At 59.4% G+C, this 13,635-nt stretch carries 15 protein-coding genes; 11 read left to right on the top strand and 4 right to left on the bottom strand.

From position 1 onward, the window contains the following. Window positions 1–6: 6 nt before the first annotated feature. The 3 genes from B7L72_RS05365 to B7L72_RS05375 all read right to left on the bottom strand — a co-directional run bounded on the left by B7L72_RS05365 (window position 7) and on the right by B7L72_RS05375 (window position 2,615). A complete protein-coding gene (locus B7L72_RS05365) occupies window positions 7–801 on the bottom strand; it encodes a MetQ/NlpA family ABC transporter substrate-binding protein (protein WP_081193023.1) in 795 nt (264 codons plus the stop codon). Window positions 802–937: 136 nt separating this feature from the next. Further along, complete coding sequence (locus B7L72_RS05370; protein ID WP_026001709.1) at window positions 938–1,591, bottom strand: methionine ABC transporter permease; 654 nt, start codon at window positions 1,589–1,591, stop codon at window positions 938–940. Next, the gene (locus tag B7L72_RS05375) at window positions 1,572–2,615 is read right to left on the bottom strand and encodes a methionine ABC transporter ATP-binding protein (RefSeq protein WP_081193025.1); all 1,044 of its coding nucleotides are present in this window, start codon (window positions 2,613–2,615) and stop codon (window positions 1,572–1,574) included. The genes B7L72_RS05370 and B7L72_RS05375 overlap by 20 nt, the downstream gene beginning before the upstream one ends. A 462-nt stretch (window positions 2,616–3,077) precedes the next feature. On the opposite strand from B7L72_RS05375, the gene B7L72_RS05380 reads away from it, so the two are divergent. The 10 genes from B7L72_RS05380 to moaE all read left to right on the top strand — a co-directional run bounded on the left by B7L72_RS05380 (window position 3,078) and on the right by moaE (window position 10,859). Continuing rightward, entirely contained in the window at window positions 3,078–3,704 is a 627-nt protein-coding gene (locus B7L72_RS05380; RefSeq protein WP_081193027.1) for a riboflavin synthase subunit alpha, read from the top strand. A 192-nt stretch (window positions 3,705–3,896) separates the two neighbouring features. Continuing rightward, complete coding sequence (locus tag B7L72_RS05385) at window positions 3,897–5,195, top strand: NCS2 family permease (RefSeq protein ID WP_016914009.1); 1,299 nt, start codon at window positions 3,897–3,899, stop codon at window positions 5,193–5,195. A gap of 34 nt (window positions 5,196–5,229) precedes the next feature. Next, the gene (locus tag B7L72_RS05390; protein WP_039182221.1) at window positions 5,230–5,775 is read left to right on the top strand and encodes an adenine phosphoribosyltransferase; all 546 of its coding nucleotides are present in this window, start codon (window positions 5,230–5,232) and stop codon (window positions 5,773–5,775) included. A 6-nt stretch (window positions 5,776–5,781) separates the two neighbouring features. Next, entirely contained in the window at window positions 5,782–6,261 is a 480-nt protein-coding gene (gene gpt / locus B7L72_RS05395) for a xanthine phosphoribosyltransferase (protein ID WP_016914007.1), read from the top strand. 1 nt (window position 6,262) lies between these two features. Further along, window positions 6,263–6,946: a uracil-DNA glycosylase gene (ung, locus tag B7L72_RS05400; protein WP_081193029.1), complete on the top strand. Its 684-nt coding sequence runs from the start codon at window positions 6,263–6,265 to the stop codon at window positions 6,944–6,946. Window positions 6,947–7,044: 98 nt separating this feature from the next. Then, on the top strand, window positions 7,045–7,674 hold the full coding sequence (gene upp, locus B7L72_RS05405; RefSeq protein WP_016914005.1) for a uracil phosphoribosyltransferase: 630 nt from the start codon (window positions 7,045–7,047) through the stop codon (window positions 7,672–7,674). A gap of 89 nt (window positions 7,675–7,763) precedes the next feature. After that, window positions 7,764–8,993, top strand: a complete 1,230-nt coding sequence (locus B7L72_RS05410; protein ID WP_081193031.1) for a uracil-xanthine permease family protein — start codon at window positions 7,764–7,766, stop codon at window positions 8,991–8,993. Between the two features lie 23 nt (window positions 8,994–9,016). After that, window positions 9,017–9,577, top strand: coding sequence for a molybdopterin-guanine dinucleotide biosynthesis protein B (mobB, locus tag B7L72_RS05415; RefSeq protein ID WP_081193033.1), 561 nt, complete (start codon window positions 9,017–9,019; stop codon window positions 9,575–9,577). A 4-nt stretch (window positions 9,578–9,581) separates the two neighbouring features. Beyond that, window positions 9,582–10,376 (top strand): cyclic pyranopterin monophosphate synthase MoaC, encoded by a 795-nt coding sequence (moaC, locus tag B7L72_RS05420; protein ID WP_081193035.1) that lies wholly within the window; start codon window positions 9,582–9,584, stop codon window positions 10,374–10,376. A 3-nt stretch (window positions 10,377–10,379) separates the two neighbouring features. Next, a complete protein-coding gene (gene moaE / locus B7L72_RS05425) occupies window positions 10,380–10,859 on the top strand; it encodes a molybdopterin synthase catalytic subunit MoaE (protein WP_081193037.1) in 480 nt (159 codons plus the stop codon). 32 nt (window positions 10,860–10,891) lie between these two features. Here moaE and B7L72_RS05430 read toward each other — a convergent pair whose 3' ends face one another. Beyond that, window positions 10,892–12,490 (bottom strand): ribonuclease J, encoded by a 1,599-nt coding sequence (locus B7L72_RS05430; protein ID WP_081193039.1) that lies wholly within the window; start codon window positions 12,488–12,490, stop codon window positions 10,892–10,894. Window positions 12,491–12,765: 275 nt separating this feature from the next. Between B7L72_RS05430 and purU the strand changes: the two genes are divergently transcribed. After that, window positions 12,766–13,620, top strand: a complete 855-nt coding sequence (gene purU, locus B7L72_RS05435) for a formyltetrahydrofolate deformylase (protein ID WP_081193041.1) — start codon at window positions 12,766–12,768, stop codon at window positions 13,618–13,620. Window positions 13,621–13,635: the final 15 nt, after the last annotated feature.

Genomic DNA, 13,635 nt, shown 5'->3' on the forward strand with positions numbered 1-13,635 from the left:
GTAGCGTTATTCTTCGATCCAGCCAGGTACGGCGGCACCCTTGAACAGCTCGGTGGCTTTCTCGATGACTTCGTCGCGCTGGTAAGCGTCTACCAGCTGGCGAATATCTTCGCGCTCTTCGTCACCGCCACGCACGGCAATCAGGTTGACGTAGGGGGACTCGGGACCTTCCTTGATCAATGCGTCATCCAGGCTGAGGCCTGCTGGCTGAGCAAAGGTGTTGTTGATGAAGGCCATGTCCACGTCGGGCAGTACGCGAGGCAACTGCGCTGCTTCGATTTCACGGAAGCGGAAGCCGCGCGGGTTTTCAGCAATGTCGATGGGGGTGGCTTCCAGGAAGGTTGGATCGTTCAGCGTGATCAGGCCTTCGTTGTGCATCAGGATCAGAGCGCGACCTTCATTGGAAGGGTCGTTCGGCAGGGCGATCTGAGCGCCATCCGGCAGCTCGTCGATGCTGCTGTACTTTTCCGAGTAAGCACCGATGGGGTACACGAAGGTGTAGCCAGCGATGGCGAAGTCGTAGCCACGGTCATTGATCATGGCTTGCATGTAGGGCTCGTGCTGGTAGGCGTTGGCATCCAGGCTGCCATCGGCCAGTGCCGCGTTGGGCGTCACGTAGTCGGTAAACTCGATGATTTCGACGTTCAGGTCGAACTCTTCCTTGGCAATGCGCGCCGCGACTTCCATGACTTCGGTTTCCGGGCCTGCGACCGTGCCTACCTTGATGGTGCGCGTGTCGGCGTTGGCGACGTTGATGGCCAGTGCCAGGGCGGTCAGGCTGCCAATAACGAGTTTTTGCATGGCGTTGCTCCAGTGTTGTGATGAGTCGTGTTGTAATGATGCAGTAATAAGAAACACAAGTCTAATGCGTTTTGGGCATATGGGGCTATGCTGACCTACGCAAAACGCCAGATCGTTTTGCAGGGCAGTCGATGGCCTACTTGCGATCGCTTTTGCGGACCAGATAGTCGCCCAGACTTTGGAAACCTTGCACCATGACCACCAGAATCACCACGGTGATCAGCATGATGGTCGGGTTGAAGCGGTTGTAGCCATAACGAATGCCCAAATCGCCAAGGCCGCCGCCGCCAACGGCGCCTGCCATGGCCGAGTAGCTCACCAGAGTCACCACGGTGATGGTGAGACCGGTAATGATGCCGCCGCGTGCTTCAGGGATCAGTACCTTGGTGATGATTTGCCAGGGCGTGGCGCCCATCGACTGGGCGGACTCGATCAGGCCGGGCGAAATTTCGTTGAGCGCGCCTTCGATCAAGCGGGCGACGAAGGGGATGGCCGCGATGGTCAAAGGGACCGATGCCGCGTTGATGCCGATGGAGGTGCCGACCAGCATTCGCGTGAAAGGAATGATGGCGACCATCAGAATGATGAACGGAATCGAACGGCCTACGTTGGTGATGATGCCCAGTGCCTGGTTGAGTACCGGCATGGCCAGAATCTGCCGAGGCCGCGTGACGTACAGCAGCACCCCCAGCGGCAGGCCCAGCAGCGTGGCGATGACGCCGGACACGGCCACCATGTAAAGGGTGTCCAGCGTCGCCTGTAACACGAGATCAAACATTGCGCTGGACATGACCCAGTACCTCCACCTGTAGTTGATGCGATTCCAGATAAGACATGGCTTGCTCGGTCTGTGCCGGAGTGCCCAGCAGCTCGGCGATCATCAAGCCCAGCGTGCGCTCCTGAATCGACTCGACCTTGGCCTGCAGAATGCTGACATCCACGCTGCACTCCCGCGCCAGGCGTGAAATCAGCGGCGTGGAGACCGCATCGCCCGAGAAGGTCAGCCGCACCACCGGGTGGGTCTGCTCGCCGGGCTGCGCTTGCAAGCGCTCCAGCAGCTCCTTGGGCGGGCTCAGCTGCAGGAAATCGTTGAGGAACTCGCGACCTAGCTGGGTGGCTGGTGCGGTAAAGAAATCGCCGACTTCGGCGTTTTCTACCAGTCGCCCGCCGGAAATCAGACTGACGCGATGGCAGATCGATTTGACCACTTCCATTTCATGGGTGATCAACAGGATGGTAATGCCCAACTGCTGATTGATGTCGCGCAGCAGTTCCAGAATGGAGCTGGTGGTTTGCGGGTCCAGAGCCGACGTGGCCTCGTCGCAGAGCAGTACGTTGGGCTTGCTGGCCAGCGCCCGGGCAATGGCCACGCGCTGCTTCTGACCACCTGAGAGTTGCGCGGGGTACTGCCTGGCCTTGTCGGCCAGGCCGACCATGTCGAGCAGTGGCAAGACGCGGTTCTTGATGGCGCTGCGCTTCTCGCCCATCAGTTCCAGCGGCAGCGCCACGTTATCGAAGACGGTGCGCGTGGTGAGCAGGTTGAAGTGCTGAAAGATCATGCCGATACGATGGCGTGCCTGATTCAGGTCGCGGCGGCTCAGCTGGGTCATTTCCTGGCCGTCGACCTGTACCTTGCCGCTGGTGGGGCGCTCCAGCAGGTTGACGCAGCGGATCAGGGTCGATTTGCCTGCGCCGGATAGGCCGATGACGCCGTGAATGCTGCCCTTGGGTATCGTTAAATTGACATCCTGAAGGGCGTGAACGGCGCTGGGGCCGCTGCCGTAGGTTTTACTTACGTTGCTAAGTTCAATCATAGCGTCTGCCTTAATGTTAGGCCGAAGACGGAGTGCGGGAGAGACGAGCGTAGGGGAGGGTAACAAAAAAAGACCACCCTTGCGGGTGGCCATCAACGCTGGACACACCCTTTTAGCTGCACTTCACGTGGTTACAGGGACCGCGTGGACGCCCGCAATCTGGGTACAAATCGGCGTCATTACATTTGCGGCGAAAGTCTAAAGAGAGGTGGGTGGATTGTCAATTAAATACGGTCTATTTCATGTTTAAGCGTGCTTGTACAGAGTTTTCCACTTTTTTATAGCTTGTTTTTGGTTTTTGATTCTGAATTTGGCCTTTTCAGGCTGCGTTGGGCAGCAAAAAACACGCTGTTCAAGCACTTGCCGGGCCTGCACTGCACAAGGTTGGGGCATAGGGTGTAAGCTTGCGGAAATTTTTACAGCTTGAGCCAGTTCGCTGGCGAATCAACAGAGGGAAAGTCCATGTTCACCGGTATTGTGCAAGGTATCGCCGAAGTCGTCGAAGTGCTGGAGCTGGAGGCGTTTCGTACCCACGTGGTGGCGCTGCCCGAAGAGCTGCGTGAGGGGTTGGAAATTGGTGCGTCGGTGGCACATAACGGGGTCTGTTTGACCGTTACGCGCATCGAAGGTGAGAAGGTCAGCTTTGATTTGATGCGTGAAACGCTGCGATTGACTAATCTTGGTGCAATCGAGGTGGGGCAATGCGTCAATATAGAGCGTGCAGCCCGTTTTGGTGATGAAATTGGCGGGCACTCCATGTCCGGGCACGTCATCTGTATGGCCAAGGTCGTGGCCATCGAGGAAGCCCCCAACAATCGTCGGCTGTGGTTCTTGCTGCCCCTCTCTATGGCCAGGTTCGTGTTCGAGAAAGGCTACATTGGCGTGGATGGTATCAGCTTGACGGTGGGGGACGTACGACCGGCTGACGCTGGGGAAGGGGTGGAGTTCAGCGTCAACCTGATTCCCGAAACGCTGTCGCGCACCATGCTCAAGGAGCGACTGGTTGGGGACTGGGTCAATATCGAGATCGACCCGCAAACTCAGGTCATCGTGGAGACCGTGGAGCGGGTGCTGGCGAGTCGGCTGTAGAAAATTATCGGCCAGTGTTGACCAATCGGTTAGCTTATGGCCTGAAGTTTGCTAATCATAAGACAGGGGCGCTATCGCCCTTTCATTCGCTGCACAGGGGGTACTCGCATCGCGTAGTGCCTTTCGGTAGTATGTGCGGCTTTTCTCGCACCAAGGGACGCATCCAGCGTAAGCGCGAAGGATAAAAACGATATGAAATTTCTGGACAACTACTTCAAGCTCGCCGAGCAGAAGACCAACGTAAAAACCGAGGTGATTGCAGGGGTCACCACGTTCCTTACGATGGCCTACATCATCTTCGTCAACCCGAGCATCCTTTCGGAAGCCGGCATGGATTACGGTGCCGTGTTCGTGGCGACGTGTCTGGCGGCGGCCATTGGCTGTTTCGTGATGGGCTTCTGGGCCAACTACCCTATTGCCCAGGCACCCGGAATGGGCCTGAACGCCTTCTTTACCTACGGCGTGGTGCTGGGAATGGGCTACACCTGGGAAGCCGCGCTGGGGGCGGTGTTCTTCTCGGGCTTGACCTTCTTTTTGCTGAGCATTTTCAAGGTGCGCGAGTGGATCATCAACTCGATCCCGCTGTCGCTGCGATTGGGGATTGCGGCGGGTATCGGCCTGTTCCTGGCGATGATTGCCCTGAAAAATGCCGGCATCGTGGTGTCCAATCCGGCGACCTACGTGGCGCTGGGCGACCTGTCTCAGCCGCCGGCCATCTACGCCTTGTTGGGCTTTTTCGTGATTACCGCGCTGGCCTACCTGCGCGTGACCGGTGCGGTGATGATCGGTATTCTGGGTGTGACCGTCACCGCCATGGTGCTGGGCCACAATCAGTACGGTGGCATCATGTCCATGCCGCCTTCCATCGCCCCGACCTTCATGGCCATGGATCTGATGGGCGCGCTGGACGTGGCCATGCTGAGCGTGATTTTTGCGTTCCTGTTCGTGGACCTGTTCGACACCTCGGGTACGCTGGTGGGCGTGGCGCACCGTGGCAAGCTGCTGGACAAGGACGGCAAGCTGCCGCGCATTGGCCGTGCCATGATGGCCGATAGCACGGCGTCCATGGCTGGTGCTGCGCTGGGTACTTCCACCACCACCAGTTACATCGAGTCGACAGCGGGTATTGCTTCGGGTGGCCGTACCGGCCTGACGGCGGTAGTCGTGGGCGTGCTGTTCTTGATCAGCCTGTTCTTTGCGCCGCTGGCGGGTTCCATTCCGGCCTATGCTACGGCGGGCGCGCTGCTGTACGTGGCGGTGCTGATGGCGGGTAGCCTGGCGCATGCCAACTGGGAAGACCCCACAGACGCCGCGCCGGTGCTGATCGCTGCGCTGGCCATGCCGCTGACCTTCTCGATTGCCGAGGGTATTGCCCTGGGCTTCATCAGCTACGTTGCCATCAAGACCCTGTCAGGTCGATTCAGCGACCTGAATCCAGCAGTGGTCGTGCTGGCGCTGCTGTTTGCAGCAAAATTCCTGTTCCTGGGCTAACTGCCCGCATTTTGACTAATCAATGAGAGACGCGATGAGCATCTACGGCGATTACATTAAGTCCGTTATTCGCACGGTTCCTGACTGGCCAGAGCAAGGAGTGAACTTCCGTGACATCACTCCGCTGCTGCAAAACAGCGCTGCCTTTCGCAAGCTGATCGATAGCTTCGTGCACCGCTACCAGGAGATGAACCTGGATGCCATCGCGGCGATTGATGCTCGTGGCTTCATTATTGGCGCCCCGTTGGCCTATGAGCTGGGCTGCAGCTTCGTGCCGGTGCGCAAGAAGGGCAAGCTGCCGTTCAAGACGATCAGCGAGACCTATACGCTGGAATATGGTCATTCGGAAGTCGAGCTGCACGCCGACGCTTTTCAGCAGAATGACCGTATTTTGTTGATGGATGATCTGATTGCCACCGGCGGTACCATGCTGGCAGCGGCCAACCTCATTCAGCGCTGCGGCGGCCAGGTCGTCGAGACGGCAACGATCATCGACCTGCCTGAACTGGGTGGCTCTACCAAAATTCGCGATGCGGGCTATAGCGTATTCGCGGTCTGTTCCTTTAATGAAGACGAGTAACGCCCCATGAGCAGCGAACGCTACCACCAACACTTCACCGTCTCCTGGGATCAGATTCATCGTGATGTTCGTCAGCTGTGCCATTTGCTGATCGAGCGTGACTTCAAGGGGATCGTGGCGATTACCCGAGGCGGATTGATTCCTGCGGCGCTGATTGCCCGTGAACTCAACATCCGCCTGATCGACACGATCTGCATCAAGAGCTACGACCACATGAACCAGGGTGGCCTGGACATCATGAAAGGCGTCGACCACGACGGCGAAGGCTGGTTGCTAGTGGATGATCTGGTCGACACCGGCAAGACGGCGCGTGCGGTGCGTGAAATGCTGCCCAAGGCGCATTTCGTGACCATCTACGCCAAGCCCGAAGGTCGGCCGTTGGTGGATCAGTACCTGACCGAAGTGGCACAGCAGTGCTGGATTCAGTTCCCTTGGGACATGGGCATTGCCTATGTCGAGCCCCTCGCCGACCAGATGAAGAAGTAACATGTCGACCCCGCTACCCAATGACTGGCAACAGTGGCTGGGGCAAGAGTTCAAGGCCGACTACATGTCGGCCTTGAAAGCCTTTCTGGCTCAGGAAAAAGCGGCCAGGAAGGTTATTTATCCTCATTCGTCCCACTGGTTTCGTGCGTTCGAGCTGACCCCGCTGGCCTCGGTCAAGGTGGTCATTCTCGGCCAGGACCCGTACCACGGCTCCAACCAGGCACATGGCCTGTGTTTTTCGGTACAGCCAGGGGTGCCGGTGCCGCCGTCGCTGGTCAACATCTATAAAGAGTTGGCGGCGGACGTAGGTTTTACACCGGTGCGCCATGGCTTCCTGGAACCCTGGGCCAAACAGGGCGTGTTGTTGCTGAACACTGCGCTGACCGTGGAGCAGGGCAATGCAGCATCGCATCGTGGCAAGGGCTGGGAGTCGTTCACCGACCGGGCCATCGAAACCGTTAGCCAGCACGGCGAGCCCTGTGTATTTCTGCTCTGGGGCAGCCATGCCCGCCAGAAGAAAGCGCTGATCGATACCCAGCGCCATTTGGTACTGGAGTCGCCCCATCCTTCGCCACTGTCGGCACACCGTGGCTTCTTCGGTAATCACCATTTTTCCAAGGCAAATCAGTTCCTCCAGCAGCAGGGCCGTACGCCGATTACGTGGCAATTGCCGGAAAAACCTTAACCTGATGGTCAGTTGCGGGTAGAATGGCGCGCAATTTTGAGCGCGTGTTCAATGCGATCAAGGCCGCCATCCCGAATCCCCTGCAGTGAGGTAGTCCCATGAGTGTTTACGCCATTAATCATCCGCTTGTTCAGCATAAACTGGGACTCATGCGTGAAGTTGACCTGAGCACGAAAAGTTTTCGTGAACTGGCAGGTGAAGTGGCCAAGCTGTTGACCTACGAAGCGACCAAGGGCCTGGAGCTCGAAGATCACGAGATCCAGGGATGGAACGGTGAGCCCATCGCCACACAGCGTCTCAAGGGTAAAAAAGTCACCATCGTGCCCATTCTGCGAGCGGGTCTGGGCATGCTGGAAGGCGTGACCGACCTCATTCCCAGTGCCCGGGTGAGCGTTGTAGGCCTTTACCGTGACGAGGAAACGCTGCAGCCGGTGCCGTACTTTGCCAAGTTTGCCAACGATATCGAAGAGCGCATGGCGATCGTCATCGACCCCATGCTGGCAACCGGTGGTTCCATGGTGGCGACACTGGACATGCTGCGTGAGCGCGGCTGTGAACACATGAAAGTGATCGTGCTGGTGGCTGCCCCTGAAGGGATCAAACGGGTGCAGGATGCGTATCCTGATGTAGAAATCTACACCGCGTCGGTAGATGACCGACTCGATGAGAATGGCTACATCGTCCCCGGCCTGGGAGATGCCGGCGACAAGATTTTCGGAACGCGTTAAGCGCTCCGCGACATAAAGCCCCTTACGCGCCGCGTTGGGGGCATTTTTTTGCCTCCGTTATTATCGATAGACCTTCCTGGAGTCGTGCAATGACAACCAATACTGCACAAGAGTCGTGGCCTAAACTACTGCTGACCGGCGGACAAATGCTGTTCGTCGCATTTGGTGCCTTGGTGCTGGTGCCGCTGCTGACGGGCCTGGACCCCAGCGTGGCCCTATTTACCGCTGGGGTGGGCACCCTCGTCTTTCATGGCATTACGCGCCAGACGGTACCAGTCTTTTTGGCTTCCTCCTTTGCCTTCATTGCGCCTATTCAGGGGTCGATTGCCAGCTTTGGAGTCTCTGCCACCATGGGCGGGCTGATGGCCGCCGGGTTGGTATACGTGGCCATTTCACAGGCCGTACGGCTGAAAGGCACGGCCTGGCTGCACCGCCTGTTGCCACCGGTGGTGGTGGGGCCGGTCATCATGGTGATTGGTCTTGCCCTGGCGCCGGTGGCGGTTAGCATGGCCACCGGTGAGACCAGTGACAACATTGGCTACGGTGCGGCGATCTTTCTCTCCATGGCCAGCCTGATGGTGACGCTGGTGCTGGCCGTGTTCGGGCGTGGCCTGCTGCGGCTGGTGCCCATCATGGGCGGTATTGCGGTGGGCTACGTACTGGCCCTGCTGATGGGGGTGGTCGATTTTACCCCGGTCAGGGAAGCGGCCTGGCTGTCGGTACCCAATTTCACTGCCCCCAGTTTTCACTGGGCCGCAATTCTGTTCATGATTCCGGTGGCGATCGCACCCGCTGTGGAGCATATCGGCGACATGGTGGCGATTGGTTCGGTGACTCGCAAGAACTACCTGGAAAAACCCGGCCTGCATCGCACGCTGCTGGGTGACGGCCTGGCTACTACCACGGCGGCGCTGTTTGGTGGTCCGCCCAATACCACTTATTCCGAAGTGACCGGCGCGGTGACGTTGACCAAGGCGTTCAACCCGAAATACATGGTGATTGCCGCCGTGCTGGCCATTGTGCTGGCATTCGTCGGCAAGCTGGGCGCCTTGCTGCAAACCATTCCCGGTCCGGTGATGGGGGGCATCATGACTCTGCTGTTTGGCTCGATTGCTGTGGTGGGTATGAACACTCTGGTGCGCGCAGGGCAGTCGCTGACGGCGGCGCGTAATCTGGTGGTGGTGTCGCTGATTCTGGTCTTCGGCATTGGTGGCATGCAGTTCGGGGGTGGTCAATTCACCTTGCAGGGGGTAAGTTTGGCAGCCCTGGTGGGCATTGCGTTAAACTGGCTGTTGCCTGTGGAGAAAGAGGGCGAATAGTCGCTCAGTTGACGAGGTATGCCATGAGTGAACCACTGCGCTGTGCATTTCCGGTACTGGGTGTTGCCGCCTGGAGCGGGACGGGAAAGACCACGCTACTCGAACAGCTGCTGCCTCGGCTGCGGGCACTTGGCCTGTCGGTGGCGGTGATCAAGCATGCTCATCATCAGTTCGAGGTGGACCAGCCCGGCAAGGATAGCTACCAGCTACGCAAGGCCGGGGCGGCCCCAATGCTGGTAGCATCGAGTCGCCGTCTGGCGTTGATGATGGATATGCCGGCAGAGGAAGAGCCGGATCTGGCGTATCTGCTTTCGCTCATGGCACCGCATGCGCCAGACCTGGTCATCGTCGAAGGTTTCAAGGCCTGGCCCATCGCCAAGCTGGTACTCTACCGAGAGGGCATTGGCGACGCGCACATCCTCAGCGACCCGCATGGAGTGGGCGTGGCGCTGAGCGGCGCGGCGCCTGTGCCACTGCGTGAAGATGTTATGCGGCTGAACCTCGACGACATTGATGGTATTGCCCGCTGGGTGTTCGACTGGGCTGCCGAGCAGCGCCACTCTCTGATTGATAGCAAAAGGTGACACGATGCAGTTAACCCACCTCAATGCCCAAGGCGAAGCCAACATGGTCGATGTTGGCGACAAGGCTGAGACACGCCGAGAGGCCGTCGCCTCTGGACGAATCGTGATGAGCGCTCAGACGCTGCAACTGCTGACGGACGGTGCCTTGCCCAAGGGTGATGTGCTGGCCACGGCGCGCATCGCCGGTATTCAAGCGGCCAAGCGTACCCACGAGCTGATCCCGCTGTGTCACGCGCTGGCGCTTTCCAAGGTGTCGGTGGATTTTGAGATCGACCATGACAACGGTTGGGTCAATGTTACGGCGCTGTGCCGCCTGAATGGCCGGACGGGAGTAGAGATGGAGGCCCTGACGGCCGTGTCCGTGGCCTGCCTGACGCTGTATGATATGTGCAAGGCCGTCGATAAAGAGATGCGCATCGAAGCCGTGCAGTTGGAGAGCAAGCAGGGGGGTAGTCGTGGCGATTACCAGCGCCTGATGCCCGCGCCCATCGTGACCGGCGAAGGGGCATCCGGGGAAGTAAGCCTTGGGGAGCGTTGTTCATCTCCCTGCGTTCGGGTCAAGTTTCTGGCCGAGCTGCGCGAGCGGGTGGGGGAAAGCGATGTGTCGGTGGATCTGGACTGTTTGCCGAGCCGTAACGTCGCAGGCCTGAAAGCGGCCCTCAGCGCCCGGGATGCGCGCTATGCGCTACTGTCCGATCAGCGTACGTTATGTGCCATCAACCAGGTCATGGCCAGCGATAGTTCGCGGATTACCGACGATGACGAAGTGGCGTTCTTCCCACCGGTCACGGGAGGCTGAGCCATGGCACTGCTTGAACATCCGCATAAAGCGCTCGTGGTCGAGGTCACCGAGGACAGCTTCTCCATGGCTCATGGCTACGAGCGGGCGCTGCGGGGGCGCACGGATATCGGCGCGGTGGTCAGCTTTACCGGGCTGGTGCGCGACTTCAACGAGTCGCCCGATGTACTGGGCTTGACGCTGGAGCATTACCCCGGAATGACCGAGCGCAGCCTGATGGAGATTGCCGAACAGGCCTGGCAGCGCTGGTCGCTGCAGGCGGTACACGTCATTCATCGGGTGGGAGATTTGGCGCCGGGTGACCCTATCGTTCGCGTGCTGGTGGCCAGTGCCCACCGGCGGGATGCCTTCCTGGCCTGTGACTTCATCATGGACTATCTCAAGACCCAGGCGCCGTTCTGGAAAAAGGAGCGCGCACGCCAGGGGGCGTATTGGGTCAAGGAGCGCAAAACCGATCAGCAGGATGCCGAGCGCTGGTCGTGAGCTGCTCTTCAGCCTGCTGACCTGGAAAGGGACTACTGTTGGTCCAGTTCCTCTTCGGTGGGCATGTCGGCGGCCATGATCTGCAGGTGCACCTCAGGCATGTGCTGAAGGTGGTTGGCCAGCCAGTGCATCAGGCGCGGCTGCAGGGCGTGACGCAAGTCTGCCAGCGTTTCCGCTTCGATCTCTTCCAGCTGCTCGTCCAGCCAGTCGCTGAAGCTCTCTTCGTCCAGTGGGCTGGCCCCCGTGGTATCCAGCATCATCCGGCCAATGCGCCACCAGCCAGTCTCGGTGGCGGTCACCGGTAGCGCCAGAAACAGGCTGCCGCGCCGTGGACCAGACGACTGATGTTCGAGGCCAGGGTGGGGCCTTACGCTGTTTTGATCGACGATGCAGGGCGGCTGTGGATGGCGCGTTTCCAGGCGCAGGCCCTGATTGTCCAGCAGGATCAGGTCGCCATTGACGGGCGTAAGGGGGGCACTGATGCCTAGCTGCTCGGCCAGTGCCTGATGAGCCTGCTGATGACGCGCTTCACCATGCACGGGTAGCAGGGCCTTGGGGCGCACCCATTGATAGAGCTTTTTCAGCTCCTGCTGGGCTGGGTGCCCCGTGGCATGGAGCTCGGGGTGATTGTTTTCATCGAATAGCGCGACACCTAGCTGTAACAAACGTTTTTTAAGCTGTTCGATGGGGCGCTCATTGCCCGGGATGGCCTTGGCAGAAAAAATCACGCTATCGCCTGGCTCCAGGTCGACGAAGGGGTGACGGCGCTGCGCCAGCCGCTGAAGGGCAGCGCGCGGCTCGCCCTGGCTGCCGGTGGCGATGATCACCACTTCTTCGGGAGGCAGGTATCCCAGGTCGTGGGACGGGACCAGCGGCGGGAAGTCGTCCAGATAGCCCAGCCCTCTGGCCACGCTCACCATGCGCTCCATGGAGCGGCCCATCAAGCTGACCCGCCGCCCACAAGCATGAGCGGCGCGCCCGATGGCCAGTACCCGCGCCAGGTTGCTGGCGAAACACGATACCACCACGCGGCCCTTGCACTGTTCGAGGGTCGTGGTCAGTGCTTTGGCGACGTCGCCTTCGCTGGCTGACTGGCCAGGCATGGGGGCGTTGGTGGAGTCGCCAACCACCAGGTCCAAAGGGGCCAGCGCACGAAAATGAGCGGCATTCACCGGGGCGCCGATGAGCGGCTCCGGGTCCAGTTTCCAGTCTCCCGTATGCAGTACTCGATAGTCGCCCGCCTGCATCATGATGGCGCAGCTTTCAGGAATGGAGTGAGTGACACTCAGGTAGCGCAGGGTGAAGGGACCGCGCTCCACCGCATCGCCGGGTTCGATGATTTCGATGGCAGCGCTGCTCAGCTGGTGTTCGGCAAATTTATGTCGCAGCAGGCCTGCGGCCAACGGGGTGGCAAAAATGGGGCAGCCCCAACGCGGCCATAGCCAAGCCACGGCGCCGATGTGGTCTTCATGACCATGGGTGATGAACAGCGCCGCCGGGGTGATACCGAGGGTTTGCAGGGTGTCGGTGTTGGGTACCTGCAGCGGCGAGTTGGGCAGATCCTGACGAATCATCATGCCGCAATCGACGGCGATCCACTGATCGTCGTATCCATACAGCGTAAGGTTCATTCCAATTTCACCGCATCCACCTAGCGGAAGCAGGTGCAGGGGCGGGCGGCGACGGGGACGAAGTTGAACGCGTGGTGGATGCATCAGTCATGAAAAGCCTGGAAATATAGTCCCTTAACTATACGGGAAGGGAGGGGCACGTAACAATCATCGTGGCACTGCACCACGGTGCTTAGCCGTGGCGCTTGCGTTACACTAATGCGCCTGGTGAGGCTTGCCCGCGAGCAGGCGCCTACCCAGCGAACGTGCCGTTACATACGCAAGAGTGTTCATTGATGTCTCATTATTACCGTTTAGTTGTGTCGTGCCCGGATCAGGTGGGCATCGTGGCGCGTGTTTCCAGCTTCATTGCCCAGCAGGGCGGCTCGATCACCGAGGCCAGCCAGCACTCCGATCTGGAAACAGGGCGCTTTTTCATGCGTTATGAAATTCTCGCCGATTCACTGGGCATGTCGGCCGAGGCGCTGCGCACCGCATTCGAGCCCGTCGCCGCCGAATTCGACATGCAGTGGTCGCTGGTAGACACCCAGAAGCGCCGCCGCGTGGTGTTGATGGTTTCCCGGGAATCCCACTGCCTGGTGGACCTGCTGTATCGCTGGCAGGCTGGCGAGCTGGATTGCGATATTGTGGGCGTCATCTCCAATCATGACGACATGCGCTCGCTCACCGAGTGGTATGGCATTCCCTATCATCATGTACCGGTGGACCCGGCCAACAAGCAGGCGGCTTTCGAGCAGGTGCAGGCACAGATCGATGCTGCCCGGGCTGACTGTGTCGTGCTGGCGCGGTACATGCAGATTCTGCCGCCTTCACTGTGCGAGCGTTATGCCGGACGCGTCATCAATATTCATCACAGTTTCCTGCCTTCCTTTGCGGGGGCAAAGCCCTATCACCAGGCCTATGAGCGGGGCGTCAAGCTGATCGGTGCCACTTGCCACTACGTGACCGAAGAACTGGATGCTGGCCCCATCATCGAGCAGGATATTCACCGGGTCAGCCACTGCCATACACCCACCGATTTGGTTCGCTTTGGCCGTGATGTGGAAAAAGCCGTGCTGGCCCGCGGCTTGCGCTGGCATCTGGAAGACCGCGTATTGATTCACGGTAACAAGACCGTCGTGTTCAGCTAACTCGCCCACCGGGGA

Source organism: Halomonas sp. BC1, from assembly GCF_002078135.1.
GTDB classification, from domain to species: Bacteria; Pseudomonadota; Gammaproteobacteria; order Pseudomonadales; family Halomonadaceae; genus Vreelandella; species Vreelandella stevensii.